Genomic DNA, 26,639 nt, shown 5'->3' on the forward strand with positions numbered 1-26,639 from the left:
CTTTTATGGGGAGAAATATATACGTATCCCCTGTCACTAGTTTTTTATTGTATTTGAAAGTCACCGCTTTTTTTATCGTACTCGCGTCTCTTCAAATCCATGCAAAGGGAGTGGCGCAGACTGTCCGCTTGGATATGTCCAACGGTAGTGTAACGGCATTGATTAAAGATATCCAGCGGCAAACCGGATACGCCTTTCTCTATAACCGCGATGATATCATGGCGCTAGATGCGGTTAATATTTCCATCGAATCCGATAACATCCGCGAGGTACTTGCCGAAAGCTTGAAAGGCCTTCCCCTCGACTTTCTGGTGAAGGAAGACGAGAAGGTGGTGATTCTGAAAAGGAATACCAGTAAAGCAAAGCGGGAACGAATCCTGGCCAGCTTACGGCAACAATCCACTGTTTCAGGGATTGTCGTCGATACATCGGGAACCCCGCTCACGGGGGTGACGGTGTCGGTGAAAGATCAGACAAATATGGCAACCAGTACCGACGTAAATGGCCGGTATGTGTTGGAGGTGCCGGAAGATGCCGTTCTGGTAATTACGATGGTGGGGTATCAAACCCAAGAAATAAACGTAGGCAACCGAAAAGAAATCGATGTGGTGCTTGAAATGTCGGCTTCCATGCTTGACGACGTTGTGGTGGTCGGCTTCGGTACGCAGAAAAAGAGGGAGGTGGTCGGCTCGGTCACGTCCGTTAGTCCCGGCGACCTGAAAGTGCCTTCCAGCAACCTCACCACGGCATTGGCGGGCCAGGCGGCGGGTATCATTGCATATCAGCGAAGTGGCGAACCGGGGCAAGATAATGCCGATTTCTTTGTCCGGGGTATCACGACGTTTGGGACAAACACCAACCCGTTGATATTGATCGACGGGATCGAACTCTCCGCAAATGACCTGGCCCGCCTTCGCCCCGACGATATTCAAAGTTTTTCTATATTGAAAGATGCGACCGCAACCGCGTTGTACGGCTCCCGCGGTGCAAACGGGGTGATTTTGGTAACGACCAAACAAGGTAAAGAAGGCCCTGCAAAATTCTCCTTCCGCTTTGAAAATTCGATATCAGCCCCAACGCGGACGGTTGATGTGGCGGATCCCGTGACGTATATGAAAATGCATAACGAAGCGATCCTAACCCGAGATCCAGAGGGAAGTATTCTCTATTCGCAGGAAAAGATTGAGATGACCGAGCAAGGCCGGTATCCGCTTATCTATCCGGCGAACGACTGGAAATCAATGTTGTTTAAGAATTATACGATGAATCAGCGCAGCAATGTGAATGTCAGCGGCGGTGGGGGTGTTGCTCGTTACTACGTTGCCGGTTCCTTCAATCGCGACAACGGGATCCTTAACGTCGACAAGCGCAATAATTTCAACAATAATATTGCCATCAATAATTACGACTTGCGTTCGACTGTAAATATTGACCTGAGCAAAAGGACAGAGTTGATTGTCCGTTTAAGTGCCAATTTCGAAGAATACAAAGGCCCCTTGCGTGGCGGAGCAGACATGTATAATTTAATGGTACATTCCAATCCGGTGCTGTTCCCTGCTTATTACCCGGCAGACGAAGACTTTCAATATGCAGAACACATACTGTTCGGTAACTTCAACAATAGCAAAATTAATCCCTATGCCGAAATGGTTCGCGGTTACAAAGAGAAGTCGCGCTCGCAGATATTGGCTCAGTTAGAATTGAAGCAGGATTTGGATTTCATTACTCCGGGGCTGACTGGCCGGGGGATGTTAAATATCAGTCGCTTATCGCAATTTGCAGTCAACAGGGCATACACGCCGTTTTATCATGAAATTGGTAGGTATAACCGGTTGACAGGAGACTACAAATTAATTGAAACGGAGATTGGTACGGAATATTTAGGATACGGCGAATTGCAGAATGACAGAGAACAATATTCCACGTTCTATTTTGAAGGAAGCTTAAACCATGTCCGTGATTTCGGAAAAAATAACATCAGTAGTATGTTGGTGTTTCAGGCACGGGAGACGTTGACCGCCAACGCCGGCTCGTTGCAATTGTCGCTCCCTTCCAGAAATTTAGGTGTGGCGGGGCGTGCAACGTATTCATACGACTCCCGGTATTTCGCCGAATTTAACTTCGGGTATAACGGAAGCGAACGTTTTGATAAAAACAACCGTTTTGGGTTTTTCCCATCGGCAGGTGTTGCATGGCTCGTCTCCAACGAACCGTTCTGGGACGATTTAAAACCCGTGGTTAGTAACCTCAAACTGCGTTATACCTATGGTCTAATCGGAAACGACCAAATTGGTACGCGCGAAGATCGGTTTTTCTATCTTTCCGAAGTCAATATGAACAATGCCGGAAGACGGGCCATCTTCGGGTCAGAATATAATACGGTTTATAATGGCATCACGATTAGCCGTTACGCCAATCCGTACATATCGTGGGAGAAGTCATATAAACAGAATTTTGCGCTCGAACTGGGTTTGTGGAACGATTTGAACATCGTTACGGAATATTTTACCGAAAAAAGAGACAATATCCTGATGACGAGGGCCAGTATTCCCAACACCATGGGGTTGACGGCCACACCGCGCGCAAATGTAGGCGAAGCATCGGGCAAAGGGGTCGATATGATGTTGGAATACCAGAAAAGCTGGAATCCAGATTTTTGGACCTCAGCACGTGCAAATTTCACGTACGCGACCAGCCAGTATGATGTGTATGAAGAACCCGAATACAACGAACCTTGGCGCTCAAGAGTAGGCATGTCATTAAAGCAGGTAACGGGGTATATTGCTGAAAGGCTTTTTGTAGACGATGAAGAAGCGGCCAGTTCGCCTCCGCAATATGTGGGTACTTCTGAATATGGCGGCGGAGATATCAAATACCTGGATGTAAACCGTGATGGTAGGATTACCGAAGCGGATAGGGTTCCCCTAGGTCATCCTGAAGTCCCCGAGATTGTCTACGGATTTGGGGTTTCCATGGGATACAAGGGATTTGATTTTTCGGTACTTTTCCAAGGAGCAGCCCGACAGTCGTTTTGGATCAATGCATATAGTACAGCTCCTTTTCTTAATGACGCTCAGATTCTTCAAGCGTATGCTGATAGCTATTGGTCTGAAGAAAACCAGAATTTATACGCTACCTGGCCTCGACTGGATACCAGAGTCAACACAAACAATGTTCCTGGAGCCTATATTGATGGAAATGGTAACCAACAATGGGCCGCAGACCAACGGAATACGTGGTTTATGCGCAATGGCAATTTTCTGCGCGTTAAGCAGATGGAGTTGGGGTATACGGTACCCAGTCGGTTAACGGAACGGATAAAGATGAATAATCTCCGGCTCTACCTCAGCGGAACGAACCTGCTTGTTTTCAGTAAGTTTAAAATGTGGGATGTAGAAATGGCTGGTAATGGGCTCGGATATCCTAACCAGCGGGTGTTTAATATTGGGTTAAACTTTGATTTCAACTAGTTAAGTGTGTCAGCGATGATTGAACCATGACAGCTTCATCGCCATGGAAAAAAAAATTTAGACAGATGAAAAAAATAAGAATCATAATATTTGCCGCTATAGTGAGCTTAACCGCTGCTTGCGGCAATTGGCTGGACGTGGTGCCCGACGGGATTGCTACGTTAGATATGGCCTTCAATTCGAGAACGCAGGCTCGTAAATATTTGGCGACCTGTTATTCATACATGCCGAAAAATGGTGGGTCAGGCGACCCGACCACCTTAGGGGGCGACGATATATGGACGAGAAGAACCACCCACTTTTCTAACCGTTTCTCGCTTGCCGGTCTGGATATCAGTGAAGGATTTCAAAATGCGACCAGTCCGATACTGGCAAGATGGAGCAGTATGTATGAGGCATTGCGTGTTTGCAATACGTTTTTGGAAAATGTCGATTTAGTGCCCGACTTACCTGCTTGGGAACGCGAACAATGGGCGGCAGAGGCCAAAGTATTGAAGGCCTATTATCATTTTAGCCTGGTACAGATGTATGGTCCGGTTCCTATCATCCGGGAAAATATGCCGGTAGATGCGGATGTGTATGCGGTGAAAGTAGAACGGCAACCCGTAGACGAATGTTTCGATTACATCGTGCAGTTACTGGATGAGGCAGCTGCGGGGGACCAGCTACCCACGATTGTACTTGATCCGGCAAGTGACTATGGGCGTATCACCAAACCTATTGCGCTTTCGTTGAAGGCAAAAGTGCTGGTCACGGCTGCAAGCCCGTTGTTTAACGGTAATAACGATCAGGTAACGTTGAGAAACCATGATGGTACGCCGCTGTTCGATGCAGAATTCAGCGCCGAAAAATGGGACGCAGCAATGGTCGCATGTAAGGAAGCCATTGATATTTGCCACGAAGCGGGGATCATGTTATATACGTTTGAAGATGCGGCCGACAGATACAACGATACCACCGTATTGAATGTAACCCTCCGAAATGCGTTTAATTTCCGTTCAAGTAGTGAAGTGATCTGGGCAAACACGCAAATGATTTCCATTCCCACAAGCGGAGGGATGATCCATGCATCCATGCCAAAATTGAACCCCGAATATGTCAATAGTAACGACGTTTGCCAGTGGTTGGGTATGCCGATCAAAATAGCCGAGATGTTTTATACCGAAAATGGTGTGCCGCTTGAGGAGGATAAGACGCGGAGTATCGGAAACCTTTATAACCTGCGAACGGCACAGGCCGAGGATAAACTTTATATCCGGCAGGGAAGAACCACGGTTGATATGCATTTCGACCGCGAGCCCCGTTTTTACGCGTGGGTAGGCTTCGACGGCGGTGTGTGGTTCGGCGCAGGGCAATACAACGACAAAGATGCCTCATCGTTGCGATACCTTGCGTTTAAAATGGGCGAAACCGATGGCACGCAGGGACAGGGAAACTGGACCGGCTATATCCCTAAAAAATTCATCCCCTACGAGGCGCAGTTTAATGCGATAAACAGCATATCGTCACCCAGTTATGCCTGGCCGATTATGCGGTTGAGCGATCTGTACCTGTTATATGCCGAAGCGATTAACGAAGCCGAGGGCCCTAGTGGATCCAATAGTGCCGACCTATTTCAATATATCGATCGTGTCCGCGCCCGTGCCGGGTTGAAAGGCGTGAAGGAATCGTGGGATACCTATACCAATAACTCCAAGTACAATACCCAGGTTGGTTTGCGTGAAATCATTCAAAAGGAACGCCTGATCGAGCTTTCGTTCGAAGGACAACGCTTTTGGGACATCCGGCGTTGGAAAACGGCGCCGAGCGAATACCACACTCCGCTGCAAGGGTGGAACATGATGGTGTCTACCATTGATGGAACCGAAGAAGAAGTGAACCGGATGATGTACCAACCACAGCTTTTGTTAGAACAAAAATTCGGCATCCGCGACTATTTCTGGCCGATCAGAACCGCTGATATTGAAGTGAATCCAAATTTGGTACAGAATATTGGGTGGTAACGACTAAAATATTATATGATGAAAAATAGTATTATATATATCCTTATCCTACTAACGTCGATGTTATGGCTCAGTTGCAAAGAAGAGGGCCGTATTGATTTTATCGACGATGCCGCAGCAGCTCCCGGTCAGGTGACCAATGTAACGGTAGACAATAGACCGGGCGGAGCCGTGTTGAGATATACCCTGCCCGTGGATAGAAATATGCTTTACGTCCGTGCGGAATATGAAATCAAATCCGGCGTCATCCGCGAAACAAAGTCTTCGTACTTCAAAGACTCCTTAGTTTTAGAAGGATTTGGCATCCCAGACACGTACGACGTTAAGCTGTATTCGGTAGGGAAGAATGAAAAAGAATCGGCCCCGTATACGGTACAGATTAACCCGACAACGGCTCCGGTACAACTGGCGAGCAAAAAATTCAGGGATACGTTCGGCGGCGTAGCGATCGATTTCGAAAACCCTGAAGAAGCAAACCTAGCCATCGTATTGATGGCGGATACGGCAAATTTGGGGTATATGAGTGAGTTGATCACGTATTATACCTCTACGCCGAAAGGAACGTTTACCTATCGCGGGGTTGACGGGTTAGATCCGGTAGAACAAGAATTCTCGATGTACATTCGCGATAGGTGGGGTAATTTGTCCGATACCATAACCGCTGAGGTAACGCCGTGGTTTGAGGAGTATATTCCCAAAGCTACGTGGAATGCTTATACGTTGCCCAGTGATATACCTCCGGTTAACACAGGTTATCCCACAACTAAAATATGGGATGACGTGTATACCGGTAGTGGGTTTCATGGCATGGAAACGCAAGTACTCCCGCACAACATCACCTGGGATCTAGGGAGGACCGTCAAATTAAGCCGTTTAAAATATTGGCCGCGCGAGCATGCCGACGACCGATGGAAGCGGGGGCATGCAAAAGTGTTTGAAATATGGGGTTCGGTTTCGCCCAATCCTACCGGCGAGCTCGATGACAGTTGGATACCGCTCGGACGGTTCGAGAGCTTGAAACCATCCGGGCCCGGACCACAAATTACCCAGGAAGACATCGCTTTTGCAGATGAAGGCATCGAATTTGAATTTGCCGTGAGTGATTTTGCTCCGGATCCCTTTACCCCCATCAGGTATATCAGGTTCAGGACGGTATCTACGTATGCCAATGCATCATTTTCGACGGTACACGTCTTGGAATTGAGCTTCTGGGGGGAATTAATTGATTAAAGTCATTAAAAATCATTTATGATGAAGAATATAATATTTGTCATCTTTATTGGGGTCATTTTAGGATTCTCTTCATGCGATAGCCAAACGGACATATACGAGGGTTATATTGTTCCGAACGGATTGATATATCCGGGGCCGGCGCAGAAACCGATTGCATCTCCCGGCAATAAGCGCATCAAAATATCGTGGCTGCGGGGTACCGATCCCAGAATACAGAAAGCGAAAATATTCTGGAATAATTACACCGACTCGGTTGAATTACCGGTGGCTGCAGACTTGGATACGATCAGCTATGTTATTGACCCAATCAGCGAAAACACCTATTCCTTTATGATTCATACCTATGACGATGAAGGGAATGAGTCTATCCCGATTGAAATACTGGGTACGGTGTATGGCGACAGTTATCGGGGCTTGCTGACCAATCGTTTGTTGAAGAGTACCTATTACGATGGACAAGACCTTCAACTGAATTGGGGGGATGTCGAAAGCTCTGAAGTGGGCATCCAGCTGAACTGGACGGATATAAACGGTGCCAGCCAGACCACGCAAGTCGATACGTCGGAAACCGAAACCCTGCTTCCCTACTTCAACATCGCTAAGCCGTTATCCTACAGTACGGCACATAAACCAGACTCGCTGGCCATCGATGTGTTCCAAGCGGCAACGATCGAAAGAATGATCGATCCGGTGTTATTAATCCCAAAGACGACTTGGGGCGAAAAGAATCTGCCGGGCGATATGGGAATGAATGGTAGTTATCCCCTGCCGCGGTTTTGGGATGGAAATACAACCAATTTCATGCACTCCGAAAATCCGGTAACTTTACCAACTACATTCACGTGGGATTTGGGCTTGAAAGCGAAATTGAGTAAGATGAAGCTGTGGCCACGCAATAGTAATGACGATCGTTGGAGCAAAGGCCATCCGAGGGTATTTGAAATATACGGATCATTAGACCCGAATCCGGACGGTAGCCTGGATGACAGCTGGACGCTTTTGGGTCAATTTGAATGTGTTCAACCGTCGGGTAATGGAATAGCCGATCCTTGGCAGGCTCCCACAGCTGAAGATATTGCCCTTTCTGACAATGGTTTGGAATTTGAATTTGTACCGGGCGATGGTATCGATCCCGATGCAACGGTCAGGTACATCAGATTCAGAAGTCTTGAGCATTTCAATCCTACGCAGCCGCCGCGAATTTTACTTGCGGAAATCAGCCTCTGGGGAACGTTAGTGAAATAAAATAAGTTTAGCATTTGGAAGAAGCCGTCTCAAAAGTAAAATTTGGGGCGGTTTTTTTGGTAACGATAGTTATAAATTGCCCATGTCACGGAATGGGGTAGGCGGAGAAAGCCGCCCCGCAGGGATGACGATGCACCGCCGCAGGCGGACAGCGAGCTGTAGTATCGGGGCAGCGTTTCACTGTCGCGTCCCTTAAAAGCGTTTCGTGGGCAAGGCGGACTGCCGTTCCTTCGCATTGCGGCCGTGTTACCCTGTTGTGGAACCCGGTGGCCCGACAGTCGTTCGATATGATCCTGTAGCGGTCCGTTGTCCCGCCGTAACGCGGGGCTATGCCCCGGCAACGTTCGTTGGTACCCCTGCTGGCTAGCGTTGTCCAAGCGCACCGGGGCACTGTAGCCCCGTCCTGCTTCATCGTACTACTGCCATGTGCCGCCGCAGCCCCTCCGGGTGGCGCTGCACCCCCGGCGCATTCCATTGCGCCCCAACAATGACTCACTGCGCCCCCGCAATGACGCGCGGCACCTGCTGCGCCGTGCGCGGTCTCTTCATTTAATTTTCCCGGAGCCGTCCCCTGCACTCCCAAGTTATCCCAATATGTACCATTGGCTTCCAGCTCAGCAATGTATTTACGCTACTGCAGCATCAACCGTAAATTAAACCCAAAGTTGGCATACGAAGTTGCAAACGTCTGTGAGGTGTATGGCCGTACCGAGTTACTGTCGAAGAACAGCCTGATGTTGAATCGCTGGTTGATTACATAGTCGACCGATGGCCGGTAGGAGATACTCTTGTTGCCCGCGGACACTTCGGACTCGTTGATGTCTGACCGATACACCAATGTTTTCAGATCGTTGATCGATACATCCAACCGGAAGTTCAGGTCGTTGTCCATACGGAAACCGCTGAACCAGCCGAAGGGCATCTGGAAACCCGTGGCACGATAGCCCGCGCCGAATACGAACGCCTGGTCGCTGAGCATCGCCAGTTGGCTGTTCTGCAGGCTGAGGTTCAACGTGCGTGCCCTTCGGTACTCGGCGTTGGCCGTGAGGTTGTTCTTAAATCGGGCATCAAAGCCGATCAACGGCGTGAACTGCTCGAAAATAGACACCTGTTGGAACTGGAACTCAGGGAGGAAATTGGTGTTAACATCCCGTTCGGATGGGAATCCACTGGTTTCGTTATATCGAATCAATGAGTTATAGCCGTTTATCGAGTATCGGGTGTTGTACCCGTGCCGTAAGGTCAGCGACGTAAGGAACTCGCTGAACAGCGGGATGTTATTCAGCCCGTTGTACGTAATGTTCCAATTGGGTATGGGTATTTTCGGGAAACTACCGAGTTTGACGCTGCGGGCATCTTTTCCACGGTAAGCCGCAAGGAACGAGTTGACCACGACATCCTGAGCCGTGCGATTGTATCCGTCCGCGTAACCATCGGTTTCTCCGAGGGAATTCGGGTTGAGCTGGCCGAATCGCCGGGAAATGGTTTGACGGTTGCGTTCAAATTCGCGGAACAATGCCTCATGGTCCTTGAACGCAGTGCCTAGGGTAAGGTAGGAGATGCTGTAATTACCCGTGGTAACAGGGGTGAGGCTCCGGAAATCATTGGCCGCCGTCGAATATTGAAACGAGGTCGTGTAATTTTCGTTGTTGAGCTTTACCGCTGTCAACTCGATATTCAGGTCGCGGATGGGCTCTAATATCGCCCGGATAGATAGGTCTTCCGTGAGCGACGTCATGTACAATTGGGTTTGCAGCGTATCCGTGGTAATCCATCCGTTCTCGGCAGCTCGCTGGCGGATGTCGCGTTGGCTTCCGAAAAGAAAGCCCCAACCGGGTGCATTACGGTCAAAATCATACCCGAACATATTGGTCCGTGGTGTGTAGCCCGGAAGGAACGTATTTTGCACCCGCGTGTAGGCGGCATTGACATTTTTGATGCTCGTTAAAAGACCGGTAAAAAAGGCCGCCGTACCACTGGCATCCAGACCGGTATTATTCCGGATGAATCCGAACTTGTTGTATAAGCCCGCCATATTGAGGGTGGGGTTAACCTGTATGGTACGCGAGTTCTGGATGCTGTTACCCATGTTGATGTCAGCACTGAGCATAGACAATCGGGGCTCGGTTTGCCAGTTAAATTGTGTGCCATAGCGCGCATCGATATTCATCCAGTCCAACCCCGGCAATTTATGGATAGGTAGCGTATAGGTAATGTTCAACATGTGGTTGTAATCGGTGGTACGGCCCAGGCGCCAGAAGTTTTCCCACAGCGTATCTCGTTTGAGTCCGTTCAAACGTCCATCGGGCTCGTCCACAATGGCATAGTTGGTGGCGTTGAAATCGAGTTTCAGCGATTTGGATAGGTTCCAACTGATCCCGTAAATACGGTTCATGGTGAAATTCTTATTGTACAGCGTGCCCATGGCCGGCAGGAAGTTGTCGGCCGAGTTATTTACGCGCAACGTATTTTCATTGTATATGCGGTTCACATCGATCCGGAAATTGAGCAGCGACGGCATCAAATTGAAGTTGAAGTCGCTAAGAATACCCAAGTGTTTACTTTTGATCAATTTTTTAAAGGGCTCAAACGTAAGGTCATCATTGCTCGCAAATGTATAATCCAACGCTGCCCGGTAATTCTTCTGTAGCGCGGTTTCCGTAAGGTAATCGCGGTGGTAATTTTGTGAATAGGCGTAGGTGGCACTGAAGTTTTCAATATCCCACGGGCGCACCGGTTTCTCGATATTGGTGCGTATCTTACGTATATTGGTGAAATTTAAGCTTCTGCGCGTGGTAAAATCCTGCGTAGCGCGCAGCAACGAATCCCTTCGGTTGCGCGATAGATTCGCTAATGCACTGTTCAGTTCAATGTCAGGTATCAACGGATTATATTCGGGCGTGCCCACCTGGCGGGTATAGCTAAAGAAAAGCGGTATCCGGAGTCCGAAATTGGCCGGGAAAAACTTACCCAGTTCGGCGTTGGTCACCAAGTCAAAATACAGATCGTCACTGCGGCTCCGCTCACCGATGCGCTGTTCGATGGAACCAAAGCCGATGGTGCTCTTACTGCCTGATACCGTAATGTTTGCAAAATCGGCGAGTTGGGCATTCATCCGTGCTGTGGCGGCCCAGCCTCCTTTGTCGTCAAAATCGGTGAGCCGCAGTTCGTTGAACCAAAACAGGCCCGATTTATCCAGGCCATCGTCGCCGGGTGTGCTTACTTCGCTATCGCGTAAGGGGTTCATGACGCCGAGCATATAAAAGCGTATTTTGCTGATATCGGGCTGTCCTAGTATGGTAACGCGGTTGTCGCCATCGAAGAAGGTGAACGGCTCGTTATAGGGCCACGGCTGCCCGTTGAGGGTCGCGTTGTTGCGTGCTTCTTTGGCTTCCTGGAAAATGCTTATCCGTATGTTCATGCGGTTTTCCTGTGGCCAGATCAGTTCCGCGTCACGGGTGCCCGGCTGGGTTATTTTCAGCGGCATGTCATACTGGTAGTAATTGTACTGGTCGTCTGTGCCCACCCGTACGAATGCCCGGAATTCGCCGTCTTCCAAGTACTGCCCCTCGGCGTGGATGAACATTTCAAGTCGACCATACGCCCGGAAATCATTGGTGGCCGTACGGTAGGCGGCGCGGCCATAGCCATCGCGAAGGTTTTCCACATCGAGCGAAAGCGACTGTTCGTTGAGTTGTACGTTGTTGTTGAGGTTACCCCAGTCGAGCTGGCGCTCAATACCGGGTGGCACCACGTAAGGAATGGGCTGCCGGTTGCCGTTCTGTTCAATGTTTACAGCAGCAACTTCAATGGTCGAGTTATCGAGCGGTACGGCCCCCATACTGGGGTCGGCGATTACTTTCGCGTTATTGTTTTCCGCGTTATACCTACGCCATTCGCCCCGCACCAGCTGTAATTGTGCCAGTCGGACCACGGCGGTGTCAGCAAAATCGGTCATGAACATGCGGACGAACCGGATGGATTTGAAATCGCGGATATCGCCCACACGATCTTCGAATTGGGTGAGTGGGATGCGGAATTGGTACCACTTTACGTCTGTTGTACTGCCATTGCGCAACTCCACCTTGGCGGTGTGCATGTCGGAAATGAAATTCTCGCCTACTTGCATGTCCTGTGGCCGGAGCGATATTCGGTATTGATAATACTCCTCGGCCTCATTCATGTTGTTGTCGCGGTTGATGTCTTCGCCATCAGGAAGCAGCGTCGATGCTGAAGTCTCCACACCCACGGACTGTTCGGGTGTTCTCGAATTGCCCTCTGGTCCGTTAAACCGCTCATACCGTTTGAGGATACCTGCGTCCTGGCCGTCGAGTTCCGGGCCGCGGAAATACTGGAAGTTATCGCCCGATGGGTCGTTCGTGAGCTCTTGTGAGGCATCGGGCATCAGCAAGCCTTGCATTTGGCTGAGGAAATCACCGTGGAATCCACGCTCGTCTGCATCGATGAGGCCATCTAAACCGATGTCCTGACGCGCCCGCGCTGTGGGGTCGTTATCAAATGCCTGGATAACGGGTTGGTTGCGGGGTACGCGGCCCCAGTTGGTCTCGTCGATCTGCGACAGGTCACCGGAAGGGGACATGCCGTTTTCGATGGCTTTCCGTCCGTCTTTCAGGATGTCTTCCGAAATGTTGCCGAGGTTTAAATACAAATCACCCCCATCCGAATCGGGATTGGTTAGAAAGGGGTCCATCATCCATATTTCCACAAACTCGATGTTCTGGGCTTCGAAATCGGGCGCATCGATTTTGCGGAACATGCCGCCCCAACGGCTGCGGGGGTTAGCCAGCGTGCCGTCGGCGTTTACTCCCGTCGCGGTGTAATTGTAGGGCCCGCGTATTGTTGGGTAAAACGCCAAGTCTAATGTGGATAGGAAAATGGGTAGGCCGGTAGTCGATTCGCGGAAGGGGAAAACCTCCTGTTCCAACACTTCGCGCACCCGATGTTTAGACAGTTCCGTTTCGCCGATGTTTTTCGGCGTGAGGTTGATGTCGCGGTAGAATATCGGGTCTATGTTATAAAAAGCGAAGCGTGCCCGGTTGAATCCGTATTGGAGATCGTTCGTCAATTGGGCTTCGGGGAAGAGCTGTGGGGTGCCCGCCAGCTGCCACGTGAAGGCACCTTTGATATCGATAAAGGAGCGGCTGTTTTCAAAGTCGTCGATGTAGGTGATGCCGCTGCGCGTACCCGCAAAGTTCAATGCCCGGGGATGCCCCGGTAGCAACTGTGCGAATTCGCCGTAGAATGAGATAGACGACGGCTCTTTGGTATCAAGGAATGGAATCTTATCAACCATACGTGTGAGCCACCGTGATGGTGAATTATAAGCCATATCCAAGCCCCACATGGTATTGGAAATCGGTTCTTCCCCGATATTTACCTTTTGAGTGAGCGGACGCTCCGTAAGGCTCATGATGGTGCCACCCAACTGCAGCTTATCGTTTACCGCATAGTCGAGCCGGCCACCCAGCATGGTGCGTTGCTGCAGGCCAAACAGCTGGTTGTTTTCCATTTTGATGCGGATGGGTTGCCCTGATTGCAGGAGCGCTTGGTTGAGGATGCGCACGCGACCGATGTCATAATCGACCATGAAATCGACGCCTTCCTGCAAGGGCGCCGGCCCCGCAAAGACCTGTACCGAACCGCGTGGCACGTTGATGGCGCCCAACTGGAATTCGGTGCCCACCTCCGATTCATACGACCCCTTGATGAGGTATCGGTTTTGGTTGGGGAAATACTGCTGCGCGATTACCTTGGTAGAGTCATACAGTGCTTGGTACGTATACTTGTCGATTAGCGCCTGTTCGGCTCCCGGCATGAATTGGCTGGCCAGATCGCTACCGAAAGGTTCTACCAACGGGAACATGATACGGCCACGCTCAGGATCAATCGTGATATCGGGAAGGAAATCGAAGAAACCATCGGGTTGCTGCGCGTTTTGGGGGTTCAACCGGTCGAGCCCCGTAAGCTGTATCCACAGTTTGTTTTGGGTGTTCTGCCCTTCGTACATCGCAGGCCGTTCCACGCCGCTTTCATCTTCTATACGATAAATGTTGAATCTGAAATTATTCTGTCCCACGCCGTAAGCACCGATGGAGTAGATGTTTTTCATCATCAGGTCCCAAATGGGCAGGTTCGTCTTCAGTATCTCGTTTTTCAGTAGTTTGGCCACCAGCATTTGGGGCTGGGAGGGAGTCACCGGCACATCGGTGGAGAATTCGCCCACCTGGTATTCACGCCCGCCCGCCGTATAGCGGTAGGCTACGGCCAGCACCTGATCATTATTGAGCGGCATATTGAGCGAGATGAAGCCCAATCGGCGGTCTACTGTATACTCCGTGCCTTCGCGGAGCTTTCGCGCATAAGTGAGCTTCGCGTAGTTGTCATTAGCGCCATTACCTTGGAAAAACTGCTGTGCACCATTAGATTGGGTAAGCCGCGCATCATCTGGCAACACCTGCATGAGGGTGTTGGAATACCATTGCACGGGTTCCCCCGGTATTCCCGTAGAAGGGTAGCGCGTATTCCCCGGATTGATGATTGCCGTATTATAAGGCTGGTATTCCCCGAGGTCCATCAATGCCAATACGTCTCTCGAGTCGTCTACCGAATTACTCCGGTTGCTTACCCACACCTCAATCTGGGTGATGTTTACATCGGTTGTTAAGATGGGAGCCAAGGCCATGGCCCTGTTGAAATTATCGCGGAAATATTGGGCGAGAAAATAGTGTTGGTTGTCTTCGTACTCGTCGGCCTTCAGTGCAAACTCGCTTTCCTGTGCGCCGTTCTTGATGGTGATCTCTCGCTGCTGCGATCGCTGTTGCGAGAAAATACCCGTTACGTTCAATCGGCCGAATTGCAGCTGCGTTTTAACACCAAATAAAGCCTGTGTGCCGTTAATGAGTGTGGTATTGAGCGGCATGCTCACATTTCCCAGCTCGATCCGCTTGATAATATCGTCGTCCTTTCCGGTGTAGTCCAACCGGATCTGGTTTTCAAAATCAAACTGTGCTTCGGTGTTGTAATTGGTCGTTAGCTTCAACCGATCACCGATTTGCCCGGTCAAGTTCATTTGGATGCGCTGGTCGAAGTCGAACCCCCACTGGCGCCGCTGCCGCTCGTTGAACATGGGGTTGGCGTTCTTGTTTCGTTGCGCCATGATGCTGATATCGGCACTCCCACGGGGGATGATATCGATGGTATTACCACCGAAAATCTTCTCGAAAGCTTCGCTTTGAACATAGATGGTCGGTATTAACCGATCTTGCCTATAGTCAGCTAGTTGCTGATCGGAGAGCGTGCGCCAATAATCCCGTTTCAGTAAATTACGCTCGTATTCCCGATACTCATCAATGGTGAGGTATTGCGATGGCCGGTATAATCGGTTTCCCAATTTTTCACGGATAATGTATTGGCGGGTCACCGGATCAAATATCACCTCCCGTTCGATGTTTGATGGCGTACCAAGGTCGAGCGTTTGTTTTTTTTGGTAAAGATTGAGGAAAGGAAGGTCGTTTATCGGGTACCGCAGCTTGATGCTATCTCGGCCAAGCGAATCGCGCACCTGACCTAGTACACGTCCATTTATGGCCACCATGAATAGCGGCAATAGCAGTAACAAAAGACGGATTCGTAATGTTCTTTCCAAGTAGACGTTATTTATAATACGCGAAACAGCAATTTACGCGGCCAAGTTATATAAAAAACCTCAAAGTTTCCTTAGCGCTTCCTTAATCAAGGCTTCTACGGTTAAGTCGGGATTACTTTGAAGTGCGCCGGCAAGCACCTTTTCGGCTTGTATGCGGGCAAACCCGAGCATAACCAAGGCACTCAAGGCCTCTTCGGGTATACTCTGGTGCCGGTGTACCACGGTCAACGCGTCTGGCCCCTGTTTCTTCAGTTTGTCTTGCAATTCAAGGACCATCCGTTGTGCCGTTTTCGGACCGATCCCTTTGATGCGTTTGATGAGGGGTACATTTCCTTGTATGATAGCTTCTTGTATTTCCTCGGGCGTAATCGACGAAAGGATCATCCGACCCGTGTTCGGGCCAATGCCCGATACCGATATCAGGTGCTCAAATAACCGGCGTTCACCTTCTTCCGCAAAACCGAAGAGCGTGTGTGCATCTTCCCGTACCTGGAAGCTGATGAATAATTTGCATTGTTCGTTGTCCTTGATTTGTGTGTAGGTGTGTAACGAGATATGGACATGGTAACCCACGCCACCAACATCGAGGACCACATGCGTGGGGGCTTTATACGCCAGTTTCCCATTCAGGTATTCATACATGTCGTGTTATTTCTTTTTCTGGTTATTTGTCTGTTTACTGGTTTGGGGTTCTCTCGACTGTACGTCGACCACGGCAATGGTGACCATATTGACGATCTCGCGTACCGAGCTGTCCAATTGCAGAATATGCATGGGTTTGTTCATGCCCAGAAGAATAGGACCCACGGCCTCTGCGCCGCCAATTTCCTGCAGCAGTTTATACGCAATATTGCCCGATTCGAGGTTGGGGAATACCAAGGTGTTCGCGGGCGAACCCTTCAGCGTACTGAAGGGAAAGTTGAAAGCCAGCAACTCACTGTTCATCGCGAAATTTGCCTGCATTTCACCATCCACCTGTATGTCGGGGTGCGATTTATGGAGTATCTGGACCGCCTTACGTACCTTATCCGGCACGTCGCCACTATTCGATCCAAAGTTAGAGTAGGAAAGCAGTGCGATACGCGGGGTGATATTCATTTTCGTTACCGTTTCGTGGAGCAAGATGGTAATGTCTACCAGTTCTTCGGCCGTGGGGTTCGCATTTACCGTCGTGTCGCCAAAGAATACGGGTCCTTTGGCCGTCAGCATCATATACATTCCAGCCAATTTGCTTCCCGGTTGGGTGCCGATGACATGCAGTGCGGGGCGAATGGCGGTAGCGTAGTTTTTCGTGAGTCCCGAAATGAGGGTGTCAGCCTCACCGAATTGCACCATGCTTGCCCCGAAATAATTCCTGTCGAGCATGAGCTTTTGGGCATCTAAATAAGAAACGCCCCGACGTTGCCGCTTGCCATAGAGAAAGTCTACATATTTCTGGAAGCGTTCGCCACCTTTTTCCTCCACGGGATCGATAATGGGCACATCGGCCAGTTCCAGTAGATTGTCGTCAATCAGCTGCTGTATTTTCTTTTTATTGCCCAACAGTATGGGGATGGCCACACCGTCTTCTTTAACAATTTGTGCCGCACGTAGGGTTTTATAATTGTCTGCTTCCGTAAAGACCACGCGTTTAGGGTTGCGTTTAGCGGATTCGCTCAGGTTCCGCATGATGCGATCATCTTGCCCCAACCGTTGCCGTAGTTCCTCACGGTATCGGTCCCAATCGGTAATCGGCGTGCGCGCTATACCCGTATCAATGGCGGCCTGCGCCACGGCAGGGGCTACCTCGGTGATGAGTCTAGGATCAGTAGGTTTTGGAATGATGTAGTCAGGGCCGAATTTCAGATTTTGCGCATCGTAAGCTTGGTTTACCGCCTCCGGAACGGGCTGTTTGGCCAGCTCGGCAATCGCCATCACCGCCGCTATTTTCATCTCCTCATTGATGGCTGTGGCCCTTACATCCAAAGCGCCGCGGAAGATGTAGGGGAATCCCAACACGTTGTTTACCTGGTTGGGGTAATCGGAACGGCCGGTCGCCATAATGACGTCCTGACGCGTTTCCACCGCTAAGGGATACGCAATTTCAGGGTCGGGATTAGCCATCGCAAACACGATGGGATTTTTTGCCATGGTTTTCAGCATTTCGGCCGTAACCACGTTGCCTTTGGAAAGGCCAATGAACACATCGGCACCTTTAAGCGCATCCGCTAGTGATGCTATCTTTTTCTTTGTGGCAAATTCTGCTTTTGTAGCATCGAGGTCCGGCCGGTCGTGGCGAATACAACCTTTACTGTCGAGCATGACGATGTTTTCCTTGCGGGCGCCCAACGCGATGTACATCCGGGTGCATGAGATAGCCGCAGCGCCAGCTCCGTTTACGACAATTTTAACCTTCTCTAATTTCTTTTTCTGTAGTGCACAGGCGTTGATCAGCGCCGCCCCCGAAATAATTGCCGTGCCATGTTGGTCGTCATGCATTACGGGGATGTTCAACTCCTCTTTGAGCCTGCGTTCTATCTCAAAGCACTCCGGAGCTTTGATATCCTCCAGGTTGACCCCGCCAAAGGTGGGCTCCAGGCATTTTACAATCCGAACAAATTCGTCGACGTCTTTGGTGTCTAACTCAATGTCGAAGACATCGATGTCGGCAAATATCTTGAATAGTAATCCTTTGCCTTCCATCACTGGCTTTCCGGCCTCAGGTCCGATATCGCCCAAGCCCAGCACGGCCGTGCCGTTGCTTATTACCGCAACCAGGTTGCCTTTTGCCGTATATTTATAGGCATCTTCCTTATTTTCGGCTATCCGTAAGCAGGGTTCGGCTACGCCGGGCGAGTAGGCCAGTGATAGGTCCCGTTGTGATTGTGTAGGTTTTGTAGGTACAACTGCTATTTTACCCGGTCTCCCCTTGGCGTGGTAGTCGAGGGCATCCTGCTTCCGATTCGTCTTATTCATGCGTTTTTGGTTTTTTGTGCGTGCGCTGCGTTGTCCGCAAGCGATTGGTGCAAAGGTAATAGTTTATCTTCATCCGTTGCTTACTTAAGCACATTCAGCAATTGAAACATCCGTCGCCGCATCGGTGTAGCCGATCCGTTATAGTTATTCACCAGCAGCGAAAACACCAACGGAGTGCCATCTCGGTTGGTTTGGTATCCGGCATAACCCAGCACGCCGCCAATCGTTCCGCTTTTCATCTTCATCCCGTTGTAAGTGGGTAAGCTTTCGAAATAGCTGGCAAACCAAGGTTCGCCCTTAACCGACGTCAGTATGCGGGCCAGTGCGTTGGTCGTGATCCGGTTTTCGGGCGATAGCCCGCTGCCGTCCATGATTTTCATTTCGTTGGGAGGTAGCTCCAATTTTGCTGCCCAAAACTCCTGGAGCATGTCCGCGCCATCGCGGGTGGTCGATTTTCCGGTTTGGCTTTGTGCCATGGCCAATAAGAGCGCCTCACCATACAAATTGATGCTTTTTTGGTTGAACCAGTAGACCAGTTCACCCAGTGTGGGCGAGCGATGGGTGTGGAGGGTGGTACCTCCACCGGGTAGGGTATGCCCTGCCAGCAGAAGTAAGTGGGTTGTAGTGGGTGTGCCCGTTACCGCAATTCCGTTTTGTTGCAGTGCGCCTTGCAGTTGGTAGGCAGCGTCGTAGGCGCCATCGGGCAACGAAAGGTAAATGGTTTTTTTCAGGTCGATGCCGTAGGTGCCTCTCAAGTAAACACGGCTAGAATAAGGCGCTGAAAATGCGTAAACGCGATCGCCCGTGCCGCGGTTGCCGGTAGTCGTTTCGTTTACCAATTGCACATAGCCGAGGTCGGCCGTCGTATTGCCTATGCGTGTGGCATCTCCCGGCGAGGCCCCCGCAATGAAATTGATGCCTACTGAATTTTCGCGCCAATTGAGCGCAGAGACACCGGCACCATAATAGTTGCCCATGTCTTGCCATGTCCAACCCCTTGGAGCAGTTTGCCCGTTATATAGCCGGTCATCGGCGATAACCCGTCCTTCAATTTTACGGATACCCGCAGCCTTTGCGGCTTGTGCCCAATCCGACAGCAAGGCGGTGTCGGCCGTTTGCGGAAAGCGATCGCTGCCTAAGGATGGGTCGCCCGATCCTTGGATAATAAGATCGCCTTTTAACGTGCCCGACGGGTCAATTTGGCCCGTATAATAGAGTGTGGTTCCAAACGTGTGGTTTGCGCCAAGCACATAATAAGCGGTGGCTGAGGTTACCGTTTTCAAGGTGGAAGCAGGCGCCAAGCCCATCTTTTCGTTTTTTGCAAACACGACTTCTCCCGTCTTTGCGTTGATGACCGTTAGTGAGGCGATCCCATTGGCCAAGCTCTCGTGGGTTTCAAACGTTCGGAATGCAGCGGCGATTCGCTGAGCCAATGGTTGGGCGCTTGCCGGTAGTACAAACCCTAAAAATAATACCGATAGTAATATGCGTTGCATGCAGCGGTGTTTTTCTAGGGGGCTAAGTTAGCTATTACCCGGTATACTTGGTAATTCCGTTTGCTCACCCATATCGTCGGATTCCAGGTCAGCCACTAATTTATCGATATCTTCGGGCGAAAGGTAAAGGGCCTCGATTTTATCGCGATACGCCTGTGGTAGCTCCGTATGGTTCAAAATAAAATATTTCTTCACCACCAGGTAGGGAGCCATTCCATGGTCCACGGCGTGGGCATCGGCCAAACGCTCGGCCTTACGAATGTAATTCCGCGACAGCGAATAGGAGATACCCATGCCTATCATTTCCCAAGTGCTTTTGTTTTCATAATCCATGATGTGGCCCAGCTCATGCCCCAGCCAACCCACCATCACACTGTCTGGGATCTGGTTGATGGATTCGATGCCATAGTCCAGTTTGAACGCTGGATTAATCAACACTTTATACGTCCGGTTTCGTCGCTTTTTAAACAACGATCCGATGGTCGGCCTCGCTGCCATGATGGATTTTTTCAGTTTGTCTGTAAAAACAAAGTGTATGGATGTTTCTTTTAATGCAGGATAATGAGATAATGCCTGCAGCACGGCTTCTTCAATGACCGAAGGGATGACCTTGCCCTGCGTGTATTGACGTGGTTCTTGTGCGTTCAAACGACCAAACAAGAACAATGTCAATCCAATAAGTAGCATTCGAAGCATGCGGAAATCGTTGGTGACAGGCTAAGATAAGAAAAAGTAGTCTAATATCCAATGCGGTTGGCGCGGGAATCAGGGGCAAACGCATTAACATTCTGTTGCCGATTGTAGAATTGAATTGATTTCCTATGGCGACCTGAGATCCGTCGTTCCCCGCTAATTCACGGAGTTCAAAATGTCTCCATCAAAAGGAAGGTGCGGAGCGAGACCTGACGAATGCCCTTATATGTGTTGGGTGGCATGATTGGGTCCATGGATACCACGTATTTGGCATAGTTGTCTTCGATAGCTGCGAGATTTCCAAATTCTCGTTTGATAGTTTTTTCGTCGATGAGCAGATAGCATACTTGTACGTATATGCGGCGGCCATCAGGAAAAACGCAGCTTACCGAATTTGAATTGCACCCATTCCGCCGTTAGTTATTTTTAGATGTGTTTATTTTTGTACTTTCGGCTATGTGTCTGTATTCGGTCAAGCGGAGGATCGGGAAACAAGATTGGTATGGCTTACGCGGCATTAACGGATGAAGTCAGTTGGCAATTGAGTCAGTCAATTAGGAACCGGGTGGATTAACTAACCAAAAAATAAATGGAAAGACGGAAAATGATCAAACATACCGGGGCGCTGGCCTTGGGGTTGATGGGGTTGCCCTCGATGCGGGCAGGGGAATTGTTGGCCGCAAAGTCTACCAACGCGCTCCCCCGGTGGAAAGGATTTAATGTGCTGGATTTCTTCCATCCGGATCCCCGGTTGAGGCGACAGCACACTACACCCGAACATTTCCGTTGGATGGCCGGATGGGGTTTCGATTTTGTTCGTGTGCCCATGGCATACCCGTATTATATGGATTTCGACCGGACCCGGCCGATCAATAAGGAAGAGGTATACCGTATCGATGATAAGCGGGTACAGGAGGTAATGGAATTGGTGGAACATGCCAATAAGCAAGGCCTGCATGTGAGCCTCAATTTACATCGGGCGCCTGGATTTTGCATCAATGCGGGCTTCGAAGAACCCTACAACCTCTGGACCGATCCGGAGGCCATGGAGGCGTTTACCTTCCATTGGACGTATTGGGCCAAGTTGCTTAGGAATAAGACCCGCAAAGAGATCAGTTTTGATTTGCTGAACGAACCCTGTTTCCGCGAGGATATGAACGACCAGTTTTCGCGCCGCAGTGCGGTGCCCAAAGATGTATACCGGAATCTGATTGTCAAAGGTGTTGATGCCATACGGATGGCCAACCCAACACATTTGGTCATCGCGGATGGGAATAACATAGGTACCGAGGTCATTGATAATATAGCCCATTTGGACGTTGCCCAAAGTTGCAGAGGCTATGCGCCCGGCTTGGTCTCCCATTACAAAGCTCCCTGGGTGTTCCAACATCCAGAGGACTTACCAGCGGTCACTTGGCCTAGCGAAGAAAATGGGGTGTTGCAAGACAAAGCTTGGCTTAGGCAGCATTTTGCCTCCTGGATCGATTTGGTGAACCAGTGCGGGGGCGTACATTGCGGCGAGTGCGGCGCATGGAAGGAGACCCCGCATCAAGTTGCCTTAGCCTGGATGGACGATATGTTTTCCATATTGACGGAACACGGAATTGGATTTGCGCTTTGGGAATTTGACGGGACTTTTGGTATCCTCAATTCCGATCGGAAAGACGTGGAGTATGAAGATTGGTATGGGCAAAAGCTCGACCGGAAAATGCTAAATCTATTGACGAAGTTTGTCTAGTATGTGCCTATCCTCCATAACGGGGCAGGATGGTAAGTTTGCCTTTTCCCATTATCTTTACCACCTTACCAATTTTGATGATCTTCTGCAAATAATGAGAAAAATCCTGTTACTGTTTTTACTGGTCCTTTCGGGCTCTCTTTCGTCCGAGGCGGCCTTGGTTAAACCACGGAGCTCAATGCTCCCGATAAACCTTCGGAGCGAATACCTTGACAACTCGGTAGGGATCACCATCCAATCGCCACGGCTAAGCTGGGTGCTGGAAGCAACGGATAAAGGAGACTTTGCACAACGCCAGACAGCATACCGCGTGTTGGTGTCATCTACAGCTCGATTATTGACCAAAGAACACGGCGATGTGTGGGATAGCGGCTGGGTAAAGTCGGACGAAACACAACACATCACATACCATGGGAAGGAGCTAAGATCTGACCGCACTTACCATTGGAAAGTACAGGTGAAGGACGAACAGGGTAGGGTGTCTGCGTGGAGCAATCCGGCCTATTGGACAACCGGACTGTTCAATGCGAGTGAATGGACAGCGGAATGGATTGGCAGCGGCGAATTATATGATCGCGCGGCGAGTGAGAACAACATCACCGACCCCTGGTTCAGGAAAACAGTGGAACTTCGTAAGAAGCCGGGGAAAGCGACGATATTCGTGGCTTCCGTGGGCTATCATGAATTGTATGTAAACGGTGAACGCATCGGGGACGAGGTGCTGGCTCCCGCAGTGACAGACCATACCAAACGGGCCCGGTACGTCGCCTATGATATCGCTGATAAACTCAAGCGCGGCACCAATGTGATTGCCCTTTGGCTGGGAACGTCGTGGTCGATTTTTCCGGGATATATCCTTCATGAGGATCGGCCGCTTACCCCAATCGTGAGTGCACAAATGGAGGTATACGAGGATGTCTCGCCAGCGGATAACGCGCAGCCCTTGATAAGGATGATTACTGACTCGTCATGGAAAACGCACCCCAGCCCCAATCGGCTGCTGGGAAAGTGGGATTTCAGAAACATGGGCGGCGAAATATGGGATGCCCGGAAAGAAATCGCCGACTGGAACAAAGTAACCTGTGACGAAACCACCTGGAGACCAGCCACCGAATACACGCCTAACCTGACGCTTTCGCCCCAGCTGGTAGCGGGCAACCGTCTATTTGATGAAATTACGCCAGTAAGCATCGAAGAACGGGCCGATGGCTCTTTTCGGGTAGATATGGGGGTCAATTTTGCCGGGTGGACCGAGGTAGAAGTGAAGGGACAAGAAGGCGATACCATCCGTTTCCAGTATTCCGAGCGGGAACAGGACGATATGACGTTCAACCTGCATAGTGCGTATGTAATCGGTGCTACGGGCAAGGGCACATTCCGCAACCGTTTCAACTACAGCTCGGGACGGTGGATCACTATACAGGGATTGGATGAGGCGCCAGATATCAATGATATACGGGGGTGGATGGTCCGGACGGATTATGAAAATGCCGCACAGTTTGAATCGTCGGATACGTTGCAGAACTGGATATATGACCGGGTGCGGTGGACATTTGAGAACTTGTCGCTCGGTGGTTTCATCGTCGACTGCCCGCAGCGCGAGCGCATGGGGTACGGGGGCGATGCCCATGCAACGAGCGAAACCGGCATGTTCAATTACCATTTGGGTGCTTTTTATACGAAATGGATGCAAGACTGGCGCGACGTGCAAGGCACGGAGCCCATGGTGGGAAATATGCTCGACACCAACTATGCCCGCAAAGCGGTAACCAGCGGTCGGCTCTTCCATAATGGGGTGCTTCCCCATACTGCTCCGACATATTGGGGCGGCGGTGGCCCTGCTTGGGGTGGGATCGTGGTTACGCTGCCATGGTTCATGTATCAGCATTACGGCGACAAGCTTGTGCTGGAGAATAATTTCGAGCTCATTCAAGGTTGGTTAGCGTTCCTAAAATCACACACAAAAGATAATTTGTTGCAACGATTTGGCGGTCAATGGGATTTTCTGGGCGACTGGCTTTGGCCTAACGCGACGGCCGAAGGCATGAACAACGATAAACCGGAAACACTTTGCTTGAATAATGCCTATTACGTGTTCAACTTGCGTACGGCGGCAAAAATTGCGCGGGTTACCGGCCATGGAGCCGAAGCATCCGAGTGGGAGGCACAAGCTGAAGCGTCGGCAAAAGCGGTGCATGCCCGCTTTTTCAATGCGGCAGATCATAGCTATGCCGATGGGTCTATGGCCAACCTCGCTGCGGCCCTGTTGGCTGATATTCCCCCTGCATCACTTCGTAGCGAGGTGATGCAACGCCTGGAGAAGGAAATTCTTGACGTAAGGGATGGCCATATCCATGCCGGCATTACGGGTGGAGCACTGCTTTTTAAGCTGCTCCGCAATGAAGGTCGGGACGACTTGATTTATAGCATGGTGTCGCAAACTACCTATCCCAGCTGGGGGTATATGAAAGCCAATGACGCAACCACCCTCTGGGAGATGTGGGAGAAGGATCTGCCGGGACACTCGCTGCTGCATAGTTCGTACCTTTACCCGGGGGCGTGGTATATTGATGGTGTCGCTGGCATTAAGCGCGATCCGGAACACCCGGGGTTCAAACAGTTTATCATCCGTCCGGCATTGCCCGGTGCAACGGAGGTGAAGTGGGCGAATGCGTCGTTTGAATCGCCCGTGGGTACGATCAGGTCGAATTGGTCGCGTAGGGGTGGTCAGTTAGCATTAGAAATGACGGTGCCGCCCAACAGTGTAGCGTGGCTACAACTGGCAACCGACGAAGCCGTAGATATCTCAGCGTATCCAAGCATCGAGAAGCCGACCGAACAAAACGGTTTGTTGCAGTATAAAGTATTGCCCGGTACATACCAACTGAAGCAAATAGCACCATAACTAATCTTGTTGATACGTCATAATATTTATTTATAACAACATGTTTGAATCTTTAAACGATACCCGCAGACTATTTATCCGAACCTTTGTATTGGCTGTCTTTCTCGCTGGGAGCACCGTCACTTTTTTAAAAGCGCAACAGGGGAAGATTACGTTCGCCCCCTATTTCGTCGCCGCCGAAAGTTTCGAAACCGTCGGTGTGCTAGACGTGAATAACGATGGTAAGCCAGACCTTGTTTCGGGCGATTTTTACTATCTCAACGATGCCGACGTCAGTACCATCTTCCGCAAGCGCCACCGGCTGGGGCAGCAGAAAGCCTTCGGCGAATACTTCGATGATTTCGCGACCATTCCGTTGGATGTCAACCAAGACGGCCGTATGGATTTCATCACCGGCGGTTGGTTCGGTGAGGAGTTGCGTTGGCACGAGAACGTGGGAGCTGACGGTGAATGGCCAGCCCACATTATTGCAAAGGTAGGTAACGTAGAAACCGTGAGGGCATGGGATCTCGATAATGATGGTCAGGTTGAAATTGTGCCGAACACGCCCAATGCGCCGCTCCATTATTTTAAGTTGGAAGGTCCCGGCAAATTTGTCCGTTACGAGGTGGGAGATTATAAAAGTCACGGCCTGGGCTATGGCGATATCAACGGCGACGGAAAGGGCGATTTTGTCGTGACCAATGGTTGGGTAGAAAATAAGGGAAACCACCAATGGGTGTTTCATCCCGATTTTGACCTGGGGCCGCATGCGAGTATTCCAATCATCGTAGCCGACCTCAACGGAGATGGCAAGAGCGACCTGATTGCAGGTAATGGACACGGTTACGGTATCTATTGGTACGAACAGCAGGTAGATGGGAAAGGGAAGCGTTCGTTTAAAAAGCATCTCATCGACGACACCGCCTCACAATACCACGAACTGGTGTGGACCGATATTACAGGCGACGGTAAACCCGAACTGATTACGGGCAAACGTTACCGGGCACATAACGGCGGAGACCCAGGGGCAAATGACGACGTTGGTTTGTATTATTTTACCTGGGATGGCCAGTCATTCACGAAGAATAACATCGCATATGGCCCTGCCGGTGTTGGTAAAGGCACGGGCATATATATGCAAGTAGCCGACCTTAGGGGTACGGGTAGAAAAGATATTGTCGTGGCCGGAAAAGATGGCCTTTGGGTATTCTTCAACGAAGGAATCCAATAAAGAGTTTACGTCCAATCACCAA

13 protein-coding genes are annotated in these 26,639 nt (G+C 50.3%); 7 read left to right on the forward strand and 6 right to left on the reverse strand.

Features of this window, described 5'->3' with window-relative positions:
* Nucleotides 1-5 precede the first annotated feature (5 nt).
* From U9S71_RS12495 to U9S71_RS12510, 4 genes are all read left to right on the forward strand, one after another.
* Entirely contained in the window at nucleotides 6-3,470 is a 3,465-nt protein-coding gene (locus tag U9S71_RS12495; RefSeq protein WP_326327839.1) for a SusC/RagA family TonB-linked outer membrane protein, read from the forward strand.
* A gap of 65 nt (nucleotides 3,471-3,535) precedes the next feature.
* The gene (locus U9S71_RS12500; protein WP_326327840.1) at nucleotides 3,536-5,473 is read left to right on the forward strand and encodes a RagB/SusD family nutrient uptake outer membrane protein; all 1,938 of its coding nucleotides are present in this window, start codon (nucleotides 3,536-3,538) and stop codon (nucleotides 5,471-5,473) included.
* Nucleotides 5,474-5,488: 15 nt separating this feature from the next.
* The gene (locus tag U9S71_RS12505; RefSeq protein WP_326327841.1) at nucleotides 5,489-6,703 is read left to right on the forward strand and encodes a DUF4959 domain-containing protein; all 1,215 of its coding nucleotides are present in this window, start codon (nucleotides 5,489-5,491) and stop codon (nucleotides 6,701-6,703) included.
* Between the two features lie 18 nt (nucleotides 6,704-6,721).
* Nucleotides 6,722-7,951: a DUF4998 domain-containing protein gene (locus U9S71_RS12510; RefSeq protein WP_326327842.1), complete on the forward strand. Its 1,230-nt coding sequence runs from the start codon at nucleotides 6,722-6,724 to the stop codon at nucleotides 7,949-7,951.
* A gap of 85 nt (nucleotides 7,952-8,036) precedes the next feature.
* Here the strand turns inward: U9S71_RS12510 and U9S71_RS12515 are convergent, their stop codons facing one another.
* The 6 genes from U9S71_RS12515 to U9S71_RS12540 form a co-directional block, all read right to left on the reverse strand.
* On the reverse strand, nucleotides 8,037-8,534 hold the full coding sequence (locus U9S71_RS12515) for a hypothetical protein (protein ID WP_326327843.1): 498 nt from the start codon (nucleotides 8,532-8,534) through the stop codon (nucleotides 8,037-8,039).
* A gap of 48 nt (nucleotides 8,535-8,582) precedes the next feature.
* Nucleotides 8,583-15,566, reverse strand: a complete 6,984-nt coding sequence (gene sov / locus U9S71_RS12520) for a T9SS outer membrane translocon Sov/SprA (protein ID WP_436410327.1) — start codon at nucleotides 15,564-15,566, stop codon at nucleotides 8,583-8,585.
* Between the two features lie 111 nt (nucleotides 15,567-15,677).
* Nucleotides 15,678-16,259 carry a Holliday junction branch migration protein RuvA gene (gene ruvA, locus U9S71_RS12525; RefSeq protein ID WP_326327845.1) on the reverse strand — a complete coding sequence of 194 codons (582 nt, stop codon included), beginning with the start codon at nucleotides 16,257-16,259 and terminating at the stop codon, nucleotides 15,678-15,680.
* A gap of 6 nt (nucleotides 16,260-16,265) precedes the next feature.
* Nucleotides 16,266-18,572 (reverse strand): NADP-dependent malic enzyme, encoded by a 2,307-nt coding sequence (locus tag U9S71_RS12530; protein WP_326327846.1) that lies wholly within the window; start codon nucleotides 18,570-18,572, stop codon nucleotides 16,266-16,268.
* 80 nt (nucleotides 18,573-18,652) lie between these two features.
* The gene (gene dacB / locus U9S71_RS12535) at nucleotides 18,653-20,068 is read right to left on the reverse strand and encodes a D-alanyl-D-alanine carboxypeptidase/D-alanyl-D-alanine endopeptidase (protein ID WP_326327847.1); all 1,416 of its coding nucleotides are present in this window, start codon (nucleotides 20,066-20,068) and stop codon (nucleotides 18,653-18,655) included.
* A gap of 27 nt (nucleotides 20,069-20,095) precedes the next feature.
* Nucleotides 20,096-20,716 carry a hypothetical protein gene (locus tag U9S71_RS12540; RefSeq protein ID WP_326327848.1) on the reverse strand — a complete coding sequence of 207 codons (621 nt, stop codon included), beginning with the start codon at nucleotides 20,714-20,716 and terminating at the stop codon, nucleotides 20,096-20,098.
* Nucleotides 20,717-21,350: 634 nt separating this feature from the next.
* Here U9S71_RS12540 and U9S71_RS12545 point away from each other — a divergent pair.
* The 3 genes from U9S71_RS12545 (at nucleotide 21,351) to U9S71_RS12555 (ending at nucleotide 26,617) form a co-directional block, all read left to right on the forward strand.
* Entirely contained in the window at nucleotides 21,351-22,499 is a 1,149-nt protein-coding gene (locus tag U9S71_RS12545) for a glycoside hydrolase family 5 protein (RefSeq protein ID WP_326327849.1), read from the forward strand.
* 178 nt (nucleotides 22,500-22,677) lie between these two features.
* The gene (locus U9S71_RS12550) at nucleotides 22,678-25,404 is read left to right on the forward strand and encodes a family 78 glycoside hydrolase catalytic domain (RefSeq protein ID WP_326327850.1); all 2,727 of its coding nucleotides are present in this window, start codon (nucleotides 22,678-22,680) and stop codon (nucleotides 25,402-25,404) included.
* Between the two features lie 40 nt (nucleotides 25,405-25,444).
* Nucleotides 25,445-26,617 carry an FG-GAP repeat domain-containing protein gene (locus U9S71_RS12555; RefSeq protein WP_326327851.1) on the forward strand — a complete coding sequence of 391 codons (1,173 nt, stop codon included), beginning with the start codon at nucleotides 25,445-25,447 and terminating at the stop codon, nucleotides 26,615-26,617.
* Nucleotides 26,618-26,639: the final 22 nt, after the last annotated feature.

The sequence above is a fragment of the Parapedobacter flavus genome, from assembly GCF_035818675.1.
GTDB classification, from domain to species: Bacteria; Bacteroidota; Bacteroidia; order Sphingobacteriales; family Sphingobacteriaceae; genus Parapedobacter; species Parapedobacter flavus.